16 protein-coding genes are annotated in these 16,631 nt (G+C 71.2%); 8 read left to right on the top strand and 8 right to left on the bottom strand.

The genetic code is table 11. The features are described from left to right. The first annotated feature begins 3 nt into the window (after positions 1 to 3). The 3 genes from OG389_RS03135 (at position 4) to OG389_RS03125 (ending at position 1,829) form a co-directional block, all read left to right on the top strand. Positions 4 to 327, top strand: coding sequence for a sulfatase-like hydrolase/transferase (locus tag OG389_RS03135; protein ID WP_328296906.1), 324 nt, complete (start codon positions 4 to 6; stop codon positions 325 to 327). Beyond that, a complete protein-coding gene (locus tag OG389_RS03130) occupies positions 267 to 935 on the top strand; it encodes a sulfatase-like hydrolase/transferase (protein WP_328296905.1) in 669 nt (222 codons plus the stop codon). Before OG389_RS03135 ends, OG389_RS03130 begins: the two co-directional genes overlap by 61 nt. 231 nt (positions 936 to 1,166) lie before the next feature. Continuing rightward, complete coding sequence (locus OG389_RS03125; protein ID WP_328296904.1) at positions 1,167 to 1,829, top strand: hypothetical protein; 663 nt, start codon at positions 1,167 to 1,169, stop codon at positions 1,827 to 1,829. On the opposite strand, the gene OG389_RS03120 is transcribed toward OG389_RS03125, so the two are convergent. Both OG389_RS03120 and OG389_RS03115 read right to left on the bottom strand, forming a co-directional pair. Continuing rightward, a complete protein-coding gene (locus tag OG389_RS03120; RefSeq protein ID WP_443059200.1) occupies positions 1,765 to 3,495 on the bottom strand; it encodes an MFS transporter in 1,731 nt (576 codons plus the stop codon). The two genes, OG389_RS03125 and OG389_RS03120, sit on opposite strands and share 65 nt — an antisense overlap. 109 nt (positions 3,496 to 3,604) lie before the next feature. Beyond that, on the bottom strand, positions 3,605 to 4,003 hold the full coding sequence (locus OG389_RS03115) for a hypothetical protein (RefSeq protein WP_328296902.1): 399 nt from the start codon (positions 4,001 to 4,003) through the stop codon (positions 3,605 to 3,607). 371 nt (positions 4,004 to 4,374) lie between these two features. On the opposite strand from OG389_RS03115, the gene OG389_RS03110 reads away from it, so the two are divergent. Next, a complete protein-coding gene (locus OG389_RS03110) occupies positions 4,375 to 5,421 on the top strand; it encodes a fatty acid desaturase family protein (RefSeq protein WP_328296901.1) in 1,047 nt (348 codons plus the stop codon). A gap of 466 nt (positions 5,422 to 5,887) precedes the next feature. Then, complete coding sequence (locus tag OG389_RS03105) at positions 5,888 to 6,316, top strand: hypothetical protein (RefSeq protein WP_328296900.1); 429 nt, start codon at positions 5,888 to 5,890, stop codon at positions 6,314 to 6,316. Positions 6,317 to 6,465: 149 nt separating this feature from the next. On the opposite strand, the gene OG389_RS03100 is transcribed toward OG389_RS03105, so the two are convergent. Continuing rightward, positions 6,466 to 7,047: a DUF5994 family protein gene (locus OG389_RS03100; protein ID WP_328296899.1), complete on the bottom strand. Its 582-nt coding sequence runs from the start codon at positions 7,045 to 7,047 to the stop codon at positions 6,466 to 6,468. A 302-nt stretch (positions 7,048 to 7,349) separates the two neighbouring features. Here OG389_RS03100 and OG389_RS03095 point away from each other — a divergent pair, with 302 nt between their 5' ends. Further along, positions 7,350 to 8,438: a zinc-dependent alcohol dehydrogenase family protein gene (locus OG389_RS03095; protein ID WP_328296898.1), complete on the top strand. Its 1,089-nt coding sequence runs from the start codon at positions 7,350 to 7,352 to the stop codon at positions 8,436 to 8,438. Positions 8,439 to 8,499: 61 nt separating this feature from the next. On the opposite strand, the gene OG389_RS03090 is transcribed toward OG389_RS03095, so the two are convergent. After that, complete coding sequence (locus OG389_RS03090; protein WP_328296897.1) at positions 8,500 to 9,369, bottom strand: slipin family protein; 870 nt, start codon at positions 9,367 to 9,369, stop codon at positions 8,500 to 8,502. Between the two features lie 160 nt (positions 9,370 to 9,529). Next, positions 9,530 to 10,153, bottom strand: a complete 624-nt coding sequence (locus tag OG389_RS03085; protein WP_328296896.1) for a CBS domain-containing protein — start codon at positions 10,151 to 10,153, stop codon at positions 9,530 to 9,532. Between the two features lie 262 nt (positions 10,154 to 10,415). Between OG389_RS03085 and OG389_RS03080 the strand changes: the two genes are divergently transcribed. Next, complete coding sequence (locus OG389_RS03080) at positions 10,416 to 12,131, top strand: sensor histidine kinase (RefSeq protein WP_328296895.1); 1,716 nt, start codon at positions 10,416 to 10,418, stop codon at positions 12,129 to 12,131. A 9-nt stretch (positions 12,132 to 12,140) separates the two neighbouring features. On the opposite strand, the gene OG389_RS03075 is transcribed toward OG389_RS03080, so the two are convergent. The 3 genes from OG389_RS03075 to OG389_RS03065 all read right to left on the bottom strand — a co-directional run bounded on the left by OG389_RS03075 (position 12,141) and on the right by OG389_RS03065 (position 15,838). Then, entirely contained in the window at positions 12,141 to 12,830 is a 690-nt protein-coding gene (locus OG389_RS03075; protein ID WP_328296894.1) for a response regulator transcription factor, read from the bottom strand. A 44-nt stretch (positions 12,831 to 12,874) separates the two neighbouring features. Continuing rightward, the gene (locus tag OG389_RS03070; RefSeq protein WP_328296893.1) at positions 12,875 to 13,360 is read right to left on the bottom strand and encodes a Crp/Fnr family transcriptional regulator; all 486 of its coding nucleotides are present in this window, start codon (positions 13,358 to 13,360) and stop codon (positions 12,875 to 12,877) included. A 117-nt stretch (positions 13,361 to 13,477) separates the two neighbouring features. After that, the gene (locus OG389_RS03065; protein ID WP_328296892.1) at positions 13,478 to 15,838 is read right to left on the bottom strand and encodes a phosphoketolase family protein; all 2,361 of its coding nucleotides are present in this window, start codon (positions 15,836 to 15,838) and stop codon (positions 13,478 to 13,480) included. Between the two features lie 288 nt (positions 15,839 to 16,126). Between OG389_RS03065 and OG389_RS03060 the strand changes: the two genes are divergently transcribed. Next, the gene (locus tag OG389_RS03060; protein WP_328296891.1) at positions 16,127 to 16,525 is read left to right on the top strand and encodes a DUF1003 domain-containing protein; all 399 of its coding nucleotides are present in this window, start codon (positions 16,127 to 16,129) and stop codon (positions 16,523 to 16,525) included. Positions 16,526 to 16,631 lie beyond the last annotated feature (106 nt).

The following is a 16,631-nucleotide window of genomic DNA, read 5'->3' as shown; positions in this document are numbered from 1 at the left end:
GGGATGGGGCGACGCCGTCGCGGGCTGCCCCCGACGGCTCCGTGTCTCTCCCGCTCCGACGAAGGGCCTGCCTTGCCCACTCGATTCCCCAACGTCATCGTCGTGCTGACGGACCAGCGGCGTTGGGAGACCACCGGGGTCCACGGCGATCCCGCCGATGTCACCCCCGAGTTCGACCGGATCGCCCGCGCGGGTACGCATGTGGAGCAGGCCCTCACTCCGCAGCCCGTGTGCGCACCGGCCCGGGCCGCGCTGCAGACCGGACCGTGCTGTACGACGAGGACAGCGAAGCGGTGCGCCTCGTCGGGTTCCGCTCGGACGCGCTGATCGACGCCGCCATCCGCTTCGTGGCGGACCACCACGACCGGCCGTTCTTCCCCTTCCTGTCGCTGCTGGAACCCCACCACCAGAACGCCACCGACGACTGTCCGGCGCCGGAGGGCTACCGCGAGCGCTACGAGGGACGTTGGATGCCCGCGGACCTGGCAGCGCTCAACGGCTCCGCGCCCCAGGGCGGAGCGCACCGGCACATCGGCGGATACCTCGGGCAGATCAAGCGTGTGGACGAAGGCGTCGGCAGACTGCGGGACACGCTGCACAGTCTCGGGCTCACCGACTCCACCGTCCTGGCCTGGACCGCGGATCACGGATCGCACTTCCGTAACCGCAACGACGAGTACAAGCGCTCCACCCACGACGCGTCCGTCCGCGTCCCCCTCGCGCTGACCGGCCCGGGATTCACCGGTGGCGGGCTGGTCCGGCACCCCGTGAGCACCGTCGACCTGATGCCCACGCTCGTGGAGGCGGCCGGCCTCCCCGTCCCGGACGGCGTGCAGGGCCGCTCCTTCCTCCCCCTGGTCGGCGGCGGAGAGGATCCAGGCCGGCCGGCGGAGGTCTTCGTCCAGATCAGCGAGTCCCATGTCAGCCACTCGTAGTCCAAGCGGGATCGGCCTGTCGTGGCCTGGGCCTGGGCCCAGGCGTGGAGCAGGCTGTGCGGGAGCCCTGCGCGGACTCGCCGGAGCGAGGTGCCGCCCCGACGGGCTGTCAGAGGACACACTGGGCGGAGCGGTCACCGGACGGGCTGACGGCCGTACGCAGACCCGCAGACCCGGGCGGCGCGACTCGAATCCGCCGACCACGGGAACTCTCCGGCGATCGGGCCTCACATGCGCGAACTTACCATCACGGCGTCGAAGCGACTCGTGGTCGGGGGCCTGCTCTGGGCGTCCCTGGTCCAGATGTTCGTCGTGAACAACCTGATCGTCCTTCCGCGCGCCACGAACCAGAACCTGGTGCACGAGATCATCTCGGCGCTCGGCGTCACGCGGTGCGGACACGTCGGAGGGGTCCGCTTCTGCTCGCCCCTGCACGAGGATGCCAACGTCGCCTGGATCATCGGCGGGGTGTGCCTGACCGCGGGGGCGCTGCTCAACACGGCGATCGTGTCACCGGGCCGGGTACGGAATCTGGCGTTCGGCGCCCTGGCTCTCAGCGGTCTGGGACTCCTGTCGAGCGGCTTCAACCCCTACAACCTCCGGCCTGCCCTCCACCTCCTGTCCGCCGGTACGTGCTTCTTCAGCGGCGGCGTGGGCGCCCTGCTGCTCGGCGGTCTGATCCGGCGGGCACACCGGCCGCTCTGGGGCGCCCTCGGCGTCGCGTGCGGTGTGACCACCCTCGTCTTCACCGTCCTGACGGGCCTTCGGCCGGACCCCGGGGTCCAAGGGCTGTTCGAGCGGACCTCCGCCTGGCCCACCGTCGTATGGATCATCGGCTCCGGCGCCACCATCGCTCTCCAGGCCTGGCGGTCTTCCCGGACGAGCGGGCGCTGAGTGGACGGTCCGTCTCAGCACTCTCACCAGTCTCATCAGCCTCTCCAGACCTACCCGTCACCCGTGTCCCCGGATGCAGGAACGTGCACAGGAGAGCCGCACCCATGGCGAGGGCCATGCCGTAGAAGACCCATTGGTTGGCCTCGGCGAAGTCGGTACGGACGGCCTGGCCCGCGCCGCGCAGCACCGCGCCCGCCGGCCCGCCGCCGATGGCCCGGTGGTCGTCCGGGTGGCCGGTGATCGCTTCCGCGACCTCGCGGGCCACGCTCCGGGCCTCTGCCTGCGGCATGCCCGCGGTGGTCAGTGTCGTCGTGACCCGGCTGGTGGTGACGTGGACGAGGACCGTCCCGAAGACGGCCATGCCGACGGCGGCCGCGAAGTTGCGTACGGTCTGGGTGATGCCCGTGACCTCACCGTACGAGGCGTCGATCGACCGGTTCGCGGCGTTGGTGGACGCCGGGGACAGCAGGAGGCCGATGCCGGCTCCGGCCAGCGCGGCGTAGGGCCACTGGTCGTGCGGCACCGGCTCGGTCAGTTTCCCCGCCCACAGGGCGAAGCCCACGCAGCCGACCACGCTGCCGAGCATCATCGCGGGCCGGGCGCCCCGTTTGTCGAGGATCCGGCCGCCGAGCTGCGCCGAGAGCCCGAAACCCGCGAAGAAGTACAGCAGGTAGAACCCGGCCTGGTTGGGCGAGGCGCTCAGGCAGATCTGCGCGTACACCGACGCGAAGAACATGACCGGGACGAACGCGGCCATCGCGAAGAACAGCACCAGCACATCGGCCGTGAACGCTCGGTCACGGAAGACCCGCAGCTTGACCAGCGGTTCGTCGGTGCGCAGCTCGTGCCGGCAGAACAGCACCAGGAGGACCAGGCCGGCGATGATGCACGCCCAGGTCGCCGGGGACGCCCAGCCCCAGGCGGACGCCTGCTGGAGACCGAGCACGCTCAGCCCGAGGCCCACAGCGACGAGTACGGCGCCGAGCAGGTCGAGACGTTCGGGCCGCCGGACGTTCGGGACGTGGGCGACGGCGGTGAGGACGAGTGAGAGAACGGCGATGGGCACATTGACCCAGAAGATCGCCCGCCAGGTCCACGCGGTCAGCCACCCGCCGAGCAGCGGGCCGAGGGCGGTCAGCGATCCGGCGAGCACGTAGAACAGGGCCAGCCACCGGCCGCGTTCGTCGACCGGGAAGGCGCTGATGACGACGGCGAGCGCGGCGGGGAAGACCAGCGCGGCGCCCAGTCCCTGGGTGGCACGGAAGAGGACGAGCCAGCTCTCGGCGAATTCCCCGGTCGGCACCGAGCCGCACAATGCGGACGAGGCGACGAAGACGAGCGTGCCGGCCACCAGCATCCGGCGCTGCCCGAAGATGTCGGCGAGCCGTCCGCCGAGTGCGAAGAACGCGGCGAGCGCCAGCAGGTAGGCGTTGACCACCCGCTGCATCCCGGAGGAGGAGAGGCCGAGCTCCTCGATGATGCTCGGAGCGGCGATGCTGACGATCGTCTGGTCCACGAAGATCATCGCGATGGCGACGGCCATGGCCGTGAAGGTGGTTGCCCTGTCCGAAGCCACCCGGCGCCGGGGTGCCCGCCCGCCGCTTTCGCCCGGAGCGCCTGGAGAGGTGCCTGCGGCGGTGCCTCCTCTGCCCTTCACGAACGCCATTCTTCCCGTCGGTGGTCCGCTCCGCCCGGCGGCACACCGCGTGCCACCGGCCGAAGAGGACCGTCCGCCCGCCGGCGGACCGTGACCACCGCGGCCCGCGCATCCCGCGTCAATACTGCCGTGACCGCGTGGTGCCCCGGCCCTTCTTCGTGCAGACGGTCGCGGTGGCCGGCGCGTACGTGCGGTCGCCGAGGAAGGTGGCGGTGTAACAGGCCTTGACGGTCCGCCTGTTGGGCATCGGGCAGGTGACCCGGCCCCCACCGTCGGTCGGCTTCATGCACAGCGCGTCCGAGTGGCTGGAGAAGACGATGCCCTTGCCCTCCAAGGGTTCGCCGGCGCTGGCCAGCCGGACCCGCAGACCGGGACCGGGGTGGGCGGTGGTGCCCGCCGGGCCTTCCGCCTTCATGTCCCGCTCCGCCTTCAGCGTCAGGCCGGTCGGGGTGTCACCCACGGTCCTCGTCCCGATCGCCACACCCAGCGGGGTGGAGAAGCCGCCGAGTCCCGCCATCAAGACCTCCGGCAGTGGACGACACCCCCACGCGATCCCCACGTGATCCCCGCGCGATCGTCGCCGGCCAGGGATCGCCGGGGCCGACGCCAGGCGGTGGGGGAGGGGCGCGGTCGTCCAACGCTCCAGGACGAGCACCGTCCGGACGAGCGGAATGCCCCGTACGGCCCCGCTCCCCACTGCCCGCCAGCCCGCGGGCCGTCACGTCGGCCGGAAGCGACCGTCACGGTCCGTGACGGGCGGGTGACCGAGGAGGTCATCGGTCACCCGAACCCCTGAATCCGGGTGGAACATATGAGTGAAGGGGGGCGTCCCCGTATCGGGACGGCCACGGTCCGGCGACCGTCCATCACGGAAGGTGACCTCCGATCATGCTTTCACCAGAGCCGATGGACCCCTCACCCACAGGGGTGGAAACGGGGAGCGACTTCGCCCGCCTCACCAGAAAGGTCCAGGCCGCCGGACTGATGGACCGCAGCCCGGCGCACTACGCCGTGCGCATCACCATCGTGACGGTGCTCTACATCTGTGGCTGGGTGGCGTTCGTCCTGATCGGCGACAGCTGGTGGACGTTGCTCGTCGCCGCCTTCCTCGCCTTCGTGTTCGGGCAGGTCGGCCTTCTGGCGCACGACATCGCGCACCGGCAGGTCTTCCGACTGCGGAAGGCCACCGAGGTCTCCGGACGCCTCGCGGGGAACCTCGGCATCTGCCTGGGATACGGCTGGTGGCAGGACAAGCACTCCCGCCATCACGCCAATCCCAACAACGAGGACCTCGACCCCGACATCGCTCCGACGTTCCTGGTCTGGACACAGGACCAAGCACTCGCCGCACGAGGTCTGCCCCGGTTCCTCGGTCGCTTCCAGGCATTCCTGTTCCTCCCCCTCCTCACCCTGGAAGGGTTCCACCTCCACCTGTCCGCGATCCGGTCACTGGCGGACAAGTCGCTCAAGAACCGGGTCTGGGAAGGAACCCTCCTCTTCGCGCACGTTCTCGCCTACCTCGGTGCCCTGTTCCTGGTGCTGCCGCCGGCCAAGGCGATCGCCTTCCTCGTGGTCCACCAGGCCCTCTTCGGCATCTACCTCGGCTCCATCTTCGCCCCCAACCACAAGGGCATGCCGACCCTGCGGGGCTCGGACAGGACCGACTACCTGCGCCGCCAGGTGCTGACCTCGCGCAATGTCCGAGGCGGCAGGCTCACCGACGTCGTCCTCGGCGGACTGAACCATCAGATCGAGCACCACCTCTTTCCCAGCATGCCCAGCCCGCACCTCCGCAAGGCACGGAGCATTGTCCGCGGCCACTGCGAGGAGCTCGGGATCAGCTATCTGGAAGTCGGCCTGATGGCCTCGTACAGGCAGTCCCTCGCCAGCCTCCACCACGCGGGCACACCGCTCCGGGGACCCCGCACCACCTGACACATGTCCAGACAGGGGCTGGTGAGGGGCCGTCGCGGACAATGTCCGACCCAGTACGTGAGGCGGCCGAAGGGGGTGGCCGCCAGCCAGGTGGGGACGAGGGGCGGGCCAGGGCAGTGGTGCGGTCGGTGATCGACGCCTACAACATCCATCGGTCCGCGCCCAGGGATTCGGCCCGCCACGCCGGACCTGGTCGCCGCACGGCTCAAGGCCCGGAGCAGGCCGTGGACGACTGGGAGCAGCTGGACACCGTAGGGCCGGACAGGACGAAGCAGACCGTCCTCGCCCACGCGGCGCGACCCAAGGCCCGCAGGGGAGCTGAGAACCCAGGCTGACCTGCGGTTTCATCCCGAGTTCCGGTGGGGTGGGGGTGCGGTGTGCGGATGCGGGCCCGGTGGCCCTGTGCCAGCTTGGTACGAGTGGGGGATCAACCGGGGGGCGTCTTCCCTGAAGGGGTGCATCGCAGATGAACCGACTTCTCGCCACGGCCGTGAGCACGGCCGCCGCAGCGCTTCTCGTGGCCGGAGGGGCAGCCTCGGCTTCCGCCGCCGGGCCCACCGACGACGCGACCCAGGAGCTGTGCAGCAGTCTGACCGAACTCAAGGCCGACAACGCGAAGTTGCGTACGCTCGACCCGGCGACCGCCACCAAGGACCAGATCAAGGACGCGCACAAGGCCGTCCAGGACGACTGGAAGACCGTCGCCGAGTCCACCGCGCAGTTCAACGCCGCGCAGAAGGACGCGGTCAAGTCCGCGGCCAACGCCGTGAAGAAGACCTACGACGATCTGCCCGGCGACACCACCGGCGCCGCTGCCCTGAGCAAGCTCACCCCGGACCTGCAGAAGCTCGACTCGGCCGTCGTGAGCGCCCAGACCGGCTTGCAGTGCGGCTGACCCGGACCCACCACTGGGCGGGGCGCGGGTCCGGGCGCCCCGCTCCGGCCCGGACGGTGGTGTGCGAGCGGGCCGCCGCCGTCACCGCCGTCTTCGCCCGACTCATCCGTCCGCCTGGCCCGTAGCGGCCGGGTCAGGTGCTGGTCGGCTCACCACCAGGCGCCGACGGAGAGCGGTCCGACCGGGTGTCTGGCCAGGGAGCCGATGTCGGACGCGCGCGCCCCGCCCTCGCTCTCCCAGGCGTCCTCGCGGTTGCGCAGCTCGGGCCGTCTGCCGATCACGGCTTCTGCGGCGATCAGCGCGCGGGCGGTGAGGACGCTGCCCGGGACGGCCGCGGCGGCCATCAGGCGGGACGCGGCGGCGGGCGCGGTCTCGGGCGGGACCACGAGGAGGTCCCAGCGGCCGACGGTGTAGGAGAGCAGGATCAGTTTGTCGGGGTCCTGCTCGGTGAACCAGCCCACGTGCACGGTGCGCCCTGCCACGGGAACCGTGTGGGGGATGACCGGCCAGCGGGCGGGGTTCACGGTGACGCGCGTGATCCGCCCCCAGGGTTCGTCCAAGGCGGCGGCCAGTGCGGGGAGTTCGGCCATGAGGTCACGGGAGCGGGGCCACCAGGCGCCGTCCAGCTGACCGGCGAGGGCGGTCGACGGAGTGAGGGACAGGCGCGCGGGGCGAGGAGGATCGGCGGCAGGAGGTGGCGCGGCTGCCGTGCGTTCCAGGATGACGGTCATGAGGGAGACCTGTCTCCGGGGCGCCCGCGGTTCGGCGACCCGGCGTATTGATCGCCGGAAACGACACCTGAGTTGCATCTGATGCGCGAAGTACTCCCGGTATCTCCACCGTACTCCGGTACGGAGATCAAAGGCCGTTCTGACCAGGTATTTCTGACTGAGCGCGAACGGATCGAGCAGCGCGTGCCGGACGGGCCTGTCGGGCCCCGGTGCGGGACCGTCCGGCCCTGTCCGTGAACGGGGGGCGGGGACACGATGAGTTGTCCTTTGCCGGAGCACGGAGAGCAGCGGGAGGTGGCGACGTGAAGGCACTCGTCTTTCAGGGACCGGGGCGCACCGCGTGGCAGGAGGTGCCGGATCCGGGCATCAAGGATCCCGGCGACGTGATCGTGCGCGTCGACGCGGTGAGCATCTGCGGTACGGACCTGCACATCGTCAAGGGTGACCTGCCGGAGGTGGTTCCCGGCCGGGTGCTCGGACACGAGGCCGTGGGCACGGTGGTGGAGAGCGGTGGCGACGTCCGCTCGCTGCGGCCCGGTGACCGGGTGCTCGTCTCCTGCATCTCCTCGTGCGGCCGGTGCCGCTTCTGCCGTGAGAGCCGCTACGGACAGTGCCGCGGCGGCGGTGGGTGGGTGCTCGGCCACAGCATCGACGGCACCCAGGCCGAATACGTCCGGGTGCCGTTCGCCGACCTGTCCGTGCATCCGCTGCCGAGCGCGGTCGACAGCGCCGAGGCCGTCCTGCTCGCGGACATCTTCCCGACCTCCTACGAGGTGGGAGTGCTGAACGGCAACGTGCGGCCGGGGGACACCGTCGTCGTGGTCGGCGCCGGCCCCGTGGGACTCGCGGCCGTCGCCACGGCCCGGCTCTACTCGCCGGCCCGCATCATCGCCGTGGACCTCGCGCCGTCCCGGCTGGCCAAGGCGCGCGAGCTGGGGGCGGACGCGGTCGTGAACGCCGCCGAGGAACCGGAAATGCTGGTGGGCGACCTGACCGACGGACTCGGCGCGGACGTCGCCATGGAGGCCGTCGGCGTGCCCGAGACCTTCGAGATGTGTACGCGCATGGTGCGCCCGGGCGGCCGGGTCGCGAACATCGGCGTCCACGGAAAACCCGCGACCCTGCACCTCGAAGACCTGTGGATCAAGGACGTCACCATCACCACCGGGCTCGTGGACACCCGCTCCACGCCGATGCTGCTGCGCATGCTGGCGGCCGGAAGGCTGCCGGCCTCGTCGCTGATCAGCCACCGTTTCGGGCTGGGGCAGATGGAGGAGGCGTACGAGGTGTTCTCCCGCGCCGGTGAGACGGGCGCGCTGAAGGTCGTGCTGGGCGGGATCCGCCACGACGACCTGGCCCTGTCGAACCCGTCGCGCGTCCAGAAGTCATGACGTCCCCGGCGCCCCCGTCACCCCGGTGCCGACGGGGGGCCGGTCGGTGAGCAGGGAGTCGTCACACGGTCTTGGCCGCTCCGTTGGCCAGAGGCGGGGCGGGGATCTTCGCGGCGAGGTCCGTGACGGGCGCTGCCTGGACCGGACCGGCGGCGGTCGCGGCCGCGGTCTCCCGGGCGAGGAAGGCGCCGAGTTCGCCGATGGTACTCATGAGCGGTGCGGGGAAGACCACGGTGGTGTTCTTGTCGACGCCGATCTCCACGAGGCTCTGCAGGTTGCGCAGTTGCAGGGCGAGGGGGTGGGCCATCATCGTGTCGGAGGCGTCGCCGAGCGCGGCGGCGGCCATCGATTCGCCCTCCGCGTTGATGATCTTCGCTCTCTTCTCCCGTTCGGCCTCGGCCTGGCGGGCCATCGCGCGCTTCATGCTGTCGGGCAGCTGGATGTCCTTCAGCTCGACCAGGGTGACCTCGACGCCCCATTCGGCGGTGGTGACATCGAGGATCTCGCGGATGCCCAGGTTGATGCGATCGGTCTCCGACAGGGTCTCGTCGAGGGTGTGCTGGCCGACGACCTTGCGCAGGGTGGTCTGGGCGATCTGATTGATGGCCGCGCCCACGTTCTCGATCGCGACGACCGACTTCACGGCGTCGACGACGCGGAAGTAGGCGACCGCGGAGACGTCGACGCTGACGTTGTCCCGGGTGATGATGCCCTGGGACTGGATGGGCATGGTGACGATCCGCAAGGACACCCGGTGCAGGACGTCCGCGAACGGCACGATGACCCGCAGACCCGGCGCACGGGTCCCGATGAGCCGGCCGAACCGGAACAGCACGCCCTGCTCGTACTGTTTGACGATCTTCAGGGCCATCGGCAGCCCGATCAGGGCAACCACGGCCATGGCGATCAGCGCGTAGATCAGGACTTCCATGAAGACGCTCCTCGCGAAGTGCGGTGGCGGAGCGGGGGGATGACCCGGATCCGTCCGCAGGGCTCCGTACCGGTACGACCGGATGCGGCGAGCCTGCCTCGTTTCCATGGTCACGCGGTGCGGGCGGGGCGGGCAGGGGCCGAACGGTCCACATCCCGGATCAGCGGGGAACGTCCCCGGCGCTGTGGCCCGGCGGAGCAGTGCGGGTGTCGTGGAAGCGGGCCGTGAGCCGGTCGATGACCGTCACCACACCGTCCAACTGCCCGGCGAGTCGCAGCGCGACGGGAATCTGGCTGCTCCGGGGCAGCCGGCCGTCCAGGGTGACGACCCCGTCCACGACACGCACGCTCACCGCACCGGCGGCGACGCCCATCGTGTCCGCGAGCACGTCCTCGGCCAGTACCCGGCTTATCTCGTGGTCCGGGCGCAGGAACACGCGCAGCAGGTCCCGTCGTGTCACGATGCCGACCAGCCGGTCCTCGTCGTCGACGACGGGCAGCCGCGCCACGCCGCAGCGGGCCATGAGGCGCGCGGCCTCGGTGACCGTCTGTTCGCCGTGGACCGTGACGGCCGGCGCCGACATCAGGTCCTGGGCGGTGGGGCGGCCGTGGGCGAGCAGATCGGTCCGCGAGACCACCCCGATGACGCGATCGTCCTCGTCCACGACCGGCACTCCGCCGAAGTCGTGCTCGAGGAGCAGCGAGGCCACGTCCGCGAACGGAACCCTCCCGAGGACCGAGACGACCTCGTCGGTCATCAGGAAGCCGACCTTGGCGTGCTTCATCTGCGGCCCTCCTGTCGGCGTCGGCCGGCGGATCCGTCTCGCGACGGGCCCTCACCTGCCACCATCCGCCGCGGCGGCCCCTTGGGCGAGGGCCGAACGGGCCTGTACGGGGACTGACCGGTCCTCGGCGGTGTGCCGTCGACGCGGTGGCGCGCGGCGTGGCGGGTCCCTAGTGGTTCCGGTCGCCACCGGCCGGCGGGCGGAGGGCTACGCTGAAGGCCGGGCGGACGCGCAGAGCCCCTCGCCGCCGCCGGAGGTGTCCATGATCGGGGACGATCGAGATTCGTCGGCGAGTCGGATGCCGCAGCCGGGGCTCGACGCGCTCCGGGCGCAGGTCACCGACGCGCGCGATACCCGTGACCGGCTGAAGGGGCTCCTGGAAGCGGTCATGTCGCTGGGCCAGGAGCTGGACCTGGCCCAGGTGCTGCGGGGGATAGTGGAGGCCGCGGTCGTCCTCGTGGACGCGGAGTACGGCGCGCTGGGCGTGGTGGGGGACGACGAGAAACTCGCCGAGTTCCTCCCGGTGGGCATCAGCGACGGGCTCCGGGCGCGGATCGGGACCCTGCCCACCGGACACGGACTGCTGGGCGAGCTGATCAGGCACCCGCGGCCGCTGCGCCTGGGAGACCTCTCCGAGCATGCGGCCTCCGCCGGTTTCCCGGAGCACCACCCGCGGATGCGCTCCTTCCTCGGCGTGCCGATCCGGGTCCGGGACGAGGTGTTCGGCAATCTCTACCTGGCGGGGAAGCGGGGCGGGAAGGGCTTCGACGCGGAGGACGAAGGGTTCCTGTCCACCCTCGCGGTCGCCGCCGGCGTAGCCGTGGACAACGCCCGCCTGTACGAGGAGGTCCGGCTCCGGGAGCGCTGGCTGGCGGCCAGCTCCGACTTCACGAGCGCACTGCTGTCCGGCTCCTCCGAGATCGAGGTACTGGAGGGGATGCTCGAGCGGGCCCGGGACATCATCTCCGCCGAGATGTGCGTCTTCTACCAGGTGGGGCCCAGCGGCGAGCTGCGCGGGTCGCTGGCCCTGGGCGCGGGTGCCGAAGCGCACCGCGGGATCGTGCTGCCCGGCAGCGAGGGGATCCTGGCCGCCGTCGTCCAGGCGCCGGACGGACTGGTCACCCTGGCCGATGTGGCCACGGACGCCAGGGTCGCGGCGCAACCGGACGTCTGGACGGGCTTCGGGCCGGCCGTGGCCGTCACGGTGGGTACCAAGGCGAAGCTCCGGGGGGTGCTGATGCTCGCGCGGGGCGGCGGGCTGCCCTCGTTCACCCCGGCCGAGGTCGCTCCGCTCCCCGGCTTCGCGGGCCAGGCGGCCCTGGCGCTGGAGCTGGCCGACCGGCGCCGGGACAGCGAGCAGGTGAGCCTGCTCGCGGACCGTGACCGGATCGCCCGCGACCTGCACGACCTCGCGATCCAGCGGCTCTTCGCGACAGGGATGACGCTGCAGAGCGCCCAGCGCTTCGTGGAGCACCCCGAGGCGTCCGAGCGGCTGAGCCGGTCGATCGACGACCTGGACGAGACGATCAAGATCATCCGTACGACGATCTTCGGACTCCGCGACCACGAGGCGGCGGGCGGCACCCCCAGACTCCGGGTCCGCGCGGTACGGGCCGTGGGCGAGGCGGCGGCGGTGCTCGGGTTCGCGCCCGCTCTGCGCATGGAGGGGCTGATCGACACCGATGTGCCGGTGCCCGTCGCCGACGACGTGGTGGCCGTGCTCGGGGAGGCCCTGACCAACGTGGCCCGGCACGCGCGGGCGGCGCGGGCGGAGGCCGCGATCGTCCTGGCCGACGGCGTGCTGACCGTTACGGTGAGTGACGACGGCGTGGGTTTCGCGGACGGTGGCCGTCGGAGCGGTCTGCGCAACCTCGCGGAGCGCGCCGAGGCCCGCGGGGGCGGACTGTCCGTCTCACCGCGCCCGGACAGCGGCGGAACCCGCCTGGACTGGCGGGTTCCGCTCGGTCCTCCCCGGTGAGCAAGAGCCTCAGCGGCCGGTTTCGTCGTGCTCGCGGACCTCGGCGGCGATGACGGCCGCCTGGACGCGGCGTTCGACCCCGAGCTTGGCGAGCAGCCGTGAGATGTGGTTCTTGACCGTCTTCTCGGAGAGGAAGAGCCGTTTGCCGATCTGGCGATTGGTGAGGCCCTCGCCGATCAGCTCGAGCACGGCTCGCTCGCGCTCGGAGAGGACCGTCAGCCGCAGGTCCCCGGACGGCTTCCCGGCCGTCGGGTCCCGGAGCGAGCTCATCAGGCGCGCGGTGGTCGCCGGATCGAGCATCGACTGGCCCGTCGCGACCGTCCGGATGGCCGCGAGCAGGTCGGAGCCCTTGATCTGCTTGAGTACGTACCCGGCGGCGCCGGCCATGATCGCGTCGAGGAGGGCGTCCTCGTCGTCGAAGGACGTCAGCATGAGACAGGCGAGATCCGGCATGCGCGAGCGCAGCTCGCGGCAGACGCTGATGCCGTCGCTGTCGGGCAGCCGTACGTCGAGCACCGCCACGTCCGGCCGCAGGGCGGGCCCGCGGGCCAAGGCCTGCGCGGCGGTCGCGGCCTCGCCGACCACCTCGATGTCGGGCTCTGCATCCAGGAGATCGTGGAGACCCCGGCGGACGACCTCGTGGTCGTCGAGGAGGAACACCCGGGTGGGAGCCGGGGCGGCAGCTGGTGCATCGGACATCCACGCCACACCCTCGGGTCGGGACACGTCTGGGTTCAATCGTCTCAGACGACGCTTCCGCTGCCGTGGGGCGCGTACAGGTCGAGGAGCCGGATCTGGGCGGAGACGAGCCGGTGGACGAGTACCTGACCCACCCAGTGCCACATCGAGGTGGCGAGCGCGGGATCCGTCTCCATCAGCGCGCGCACGGCGGCGGCGTCGAACTCGTCGGTGCGCACCGGCGTCAATGCCTCGGCGCCGAAGTGCCAGGTGTAGGGACGGAACAGCCAGGACCAGCCGACGAGCTCGCCGGTTCCGACCGTCTCGACCACCGCGGCGTGCCGGCCGGGTACATGCACGTCCATGCCGACGCTGCCCGATCGGACGACCCAGAACCGGCCCGCGTGGCCGCCCTGGTTGAACAGGCGTGTGCCGGCGGGGAAGTTCGCCTCGTGGGACAGGGCCAGCAGGTCCGCGCGTTGCTCGGGGGACAGGGCGCGGGTGAAACGGTCGGGGGAGGAGGTGAGCCGGTGAATGGCGGAAGTGCTCATGGCGGTTCTCCGTTCGGGTGCTCCTCCAGCCTCCGCCGGTGGTGGCCGGGCCGGGAAGGGCCGTTCGGTACCCTCCCCGGCCCCGGGCGGCCCACCTGTACGCCCCGGGCGGAACGATCAGTAGGGCCAGGACCAGTCGGCGACCTCCGGCAGGTCGGTTCCGTGGACGCGGATCCAGTCGTGGTGGCGGATCCGCTGGTCGAACATGCTCTGGCGCAGTCCCTCGGCGCGGCCGGCGAGGCCGGGGACTCGGTCGATGACGTCCATGACGAGCCGGTAGCGGTCGAGGTCGTTGCGCACGACCATGTCGAAGGGGGTGGTGGTCGTGCCGGACTCCTTGTAGCCGCGCACGTGCAGGTTCGGATGGCCGGTCCGGCGGTAGGCGAGGCGGTGGATGAGCCACGGGTAGCCGTGGTAGGCGAAGACCACCGGCCGGTCGGTGGTGAAGAGGGCGTCGTACTCGGTGTCGGTCATGCCGTGCGGGTGCTCCTCGTGGGGCATCAGCCGGGTGATGTCCACGACGTTGACGACCCGGACGGCCAGCCAGGGGAGGTGCTCGCGGAGCAGGGCCGAGGCGGCCAGGACCTCCATGGTGGGTACGTCGCCGGCGCAGGCGAGCACGACGTCCGGCTCGCGGGAGCCGTGGTCGGTCCCCGCCCACTCCCAGACGCCGGCGCCGCGGGCCACGTGCGCGCGGGCCTCCCCGATGGGCAGCCAGTCGAAGCAGGGCTGTTTGCCCGCGACGATCACGTTCACCCGGTCACGGCTGCGCAGCGCGTGCTCGGCCACCACGAGGAGGGTGTTGGCGTCCGGCGGCAGGTAGACGCGTACGACCTCAGGGCTCTTGGTGAGGACGTGGTCGACGAATCCGGGATCCTGGTGGGAGAAGCCGTTGCTGTCCTGGCGCCAGACGTGCGAGGTCAGCAGGTAGTTCAGGGAGGCGATGGGCGCGCGCCAGCTCAGCTCGCGCGAGCTCCTCAGCCATTTGATGTGCTGGCCGACCATGGAGTCGACGATGTGGGCGAAGGCCTCGTACGTGGAGAACAGGCCGTGCCGGCCGGTCAGGAGGTACCCCTCCAGCCAGCCCTGGCACACGTGCTCGGAAAGGATCTCCATGACCCGGCCCTCCCGGGACAGGTTCTGATCGGTGGGTTCCGTCAGGCCCTGCCAGGCCTTGCCCGTCACCTGGTACAGGTCGTCGAGGTGGTTGCTCGCCGTCTCGTCCGGTCCGACGACCCGGAAGTCCCGCCGTCCCGCCGTCGCCCGCATGACCTGCGCGAGGTAGCGGCCCAGGACCCGGGTGGGCTCGTGCAGGGTGCTTCCGGGCTTGTCCACGGGGACGGCCCACCCGTCGGCCCCGGGCAGCGGGAGCGGGCGCAGCAGCCGACCGCCGTTGGCGTACGGGCTCGCGCCCAGGCGGCGCTCACCCTCCGGTACGCAGGCCAGTACGGCGGGGGCCGGGCGGCCATCGACGCCGAAGAGCTCCTCCGGCCGGTACGACCGCATCCAGCTCTCCAGCTGCCTCAGGTGTCCGGGGTCCTCGCGGACCCCTGCGAGCGGCACCTGGTGCGCGCGCCAGGTGCCCTCGACGGGTTGCCCGTCGACGGTCGCGGGACCCGTCCAGCCCTTGGGGGTCCGCAGGACGATCATCGGCCAGCGTGCCCGCCCGCCACCCGGATCCGTGCCTGCGGCCCGCGCTTCCCGCTGGATGGCGTGGATGCGGTCCAGTGCCTGGTCCAGCGCCCCGGCCATGGCCGAGTGGACGAGTGCGGGGTCACTGCCGCTGACGTAGAGGGGGTCGTGCCCGTAGCCGCGCAACAACGCGTCGAGCTCCTGCTCCGGGATCCGCGACAGCAGGGTGGGGTTGGCGATCTTGTACCCGTTGAGGTGCAGGATCGGCAGGACGGCGCCGTCGTGGACCGGGTCCAGGAACTTGTTGGAGTGCCAGGAGGCGGCCAGCGGCCCCGTCTCCGCCTCGCCGTCGCCGATGACACAGGCGACGAGCAGGCCGGGATGGTCGAAGGCGGCCCCGTACGCGTGGGCCAGTGAGTAGCCGAGCTCGCCGCCCTCGTGGATGGAGCCCGGTGTCTCCGGCGCCACGTGACTCGGCACGCCGCCCGGGAAGGAGAACTGACGGAACAGCTTGCGCATCCCGTCCGCGTCCCGGCCGATGTCCGGCCAGGTCTCGGTGTACGTGCCCTCCAGCCAGGAGTTGGCGAGGACGGCCGCGCCGCCGTGGCCCGGTCCCCAGACGCACAGGGCCTCGAGGGAACGCTCCTTGATCACCCGGTTCAGGTGGGTGTGGACGAGGTTCAGGCCGGGCGCCGTGCCCCAGTGGCCGAGCAGCCTGGGCTTGATGTGCTCCGGCCGCAGGGGTTCCGTGAGCAGTGGGTTGTCCAGGAGGTAGATCTGGCCGGCGGCCAGATAGTTCGCGGCACGCCAGTGGGCGTCCAGCTCCGCGATCCGGTACGTGGTCATGAGCACTCCTTCGAACCGCGGGCCGGGGCCTGCGCCGGTTGAGCCGACGCCTGAACCGTGCCCCCACGGGGCCGAACGCGGGAAGGGGAGGACCGGCCCCCACATGGGGCCGGTCGGCCCTTCTGCGCCACCGGCCGGCGGTGGAGTGTGGGCGGTCGGGTCCTTGCCGGGTGACGTCGCCCCGGCCGGCGGCGTGTCCTGGCGGTAGGCCGGGAACGGTCGAGCGTTTGAGACGATGCGGGGCACGGAACCGTGTCAGGGGTGTTCGTCCCCGGGGGAGGCAGGCAGGTGAACGGAACCGAGGCCGAGTCGCGGCATCATCCGGTTGTCGTCGCACACCGTACGAGCCGGGCCGCCGATGTCCAGCTGCGCGTCGCCGACGCGATCACGAGGTTCGCCGGCTCCATGCCGTTCGTCTATCTCCACGCGATCGGCTTCACCCTCTGGATGCTGTTCGTGGAGGCCAATCCCTGGCCGATGCTGACGCTCGTCGTCTCCCTGGAGGCGATCTTCCTGTCGACGTTCGTGATGATCGGCCAGAACCGGCAGGCAGCGTTCCAGCAGGCGAAGGCCGACCACGATTTCGTCGAGCAGGAGCTGGAACTGAAGACCAATACGGAACTGACCCGTGCCATCCACGCGATGACCACGGAACTCCACCGCCGACTGGTTCCAGAAGGGGACTGACAGGCCCCGGCAGGGGACCGTCCGGCCCTGTGCGTACACCGGTAGCGGGTACAGCCTGAGGTTGACGCCCAGCGCGTCGCCAAGTTCCTGTACCGGATACGAACCG

It is taken from the genome of Streptomyces sp. NBC_00435 (assembly GCF_036014235.1).
Lineage (GTDB): Bacteria > Actinomycetota > Actinomycetes > Streptomycetales > Streptomycetaceae > Streptomyces.
Note: the sequence above shows the minus strand (reverse complement) of the source record. Positions and strands in the feature narration are given on the sequence as shown.

Coding starts and splice junctions, on each gene's coding strand:
- OG389_RS03105 (WP_328296900.1), top strand. CDS start 5,888: ATGAACCGACTTCTCGCCACGGCCGTGAGCACGGCCGCCGCAGCGCTT.
- OG389_RS03085 (WP_328296896.1), bottom strand. CDS start 10,153: ATGAAGCACGCCAAGGTCGGCTTCCTGATGACCGACGAGGTCGTCTCG.
- OG389_RS03110 (WP_328296901.1), top strand. CDS start 4,375: ATGCTTTCACCAGAGCCGATGGACCCCTCACCCACAGGGGTGGAAACG.
- OG389_RS03125 (WP_328296904.1), top strand. CDS start 1,167: ATGCGCGAACTTACCATCACGGCGTCGAAGCGACTCGTGGTCGGGGGC.
- OG389_RS03100 (WP_328296899.1), bottom strand. CDS start 7,047: ATGACCGTCATCCTGGAACGCACGGCAGCCGCGCCACCTCCTGCCGCC.
- OG389_RS03115 (WP_328296902.1), bottom strand. CDS start 4,003: ATGGCGGGACTCGGCGGCTTCTCCACCCCGCTGGGTGTGGCGATCGGG.
- OG389_RS03075 (WP_328296894.1), bottom strand. CDS start 12,830: ATGTCCGATGCACCAGCTGCCGCCCCGGCTCCCACCCGGGTGTTCCTC.
- OG389_RS03090 (WP_328296897.1), bottom strand. CDS start 9,369: ATGGAAGTCCTGATCTACGCGCTGATCGCCATGGCCGTGGTTGCCCTG.
- OG389_RS03080 (WP_328296895.1), top strand. CDS start 10,416: ATGATCGGGGACGATCGAGATTCGTCGGCGAGTCGGATGCCGCAGCCG.
- OG389_RS03135 (WP_328296906.1), top strand. CDS start 4: ATGGGGCGACGCCGTCGCGGGCTGCCCCCGACGGCTCCGTGTCTCTCC.
- OG389_RS03120 (WP_443059200.1), bottom strand. CDS start 3,495: ATGGCGTTCGTGAAGGGCAGAGGAGGCACCGCCGCAGGCACCTCTCCA.
- OG389_RS03065 (WP_328296892.1), bottom strand. CDS start 15,838: ATGACCACGTACCGGATCGCGGAGCTGGACGCCCACTGGCGTGCCGCG.
- OG389_RS03070 (WP_328296893.1), bottom strand. CDS start 13,360: ATGAGCACTTCCGCCATTCACCGGCTCACCTCCTCCCCCGACCGTTTC.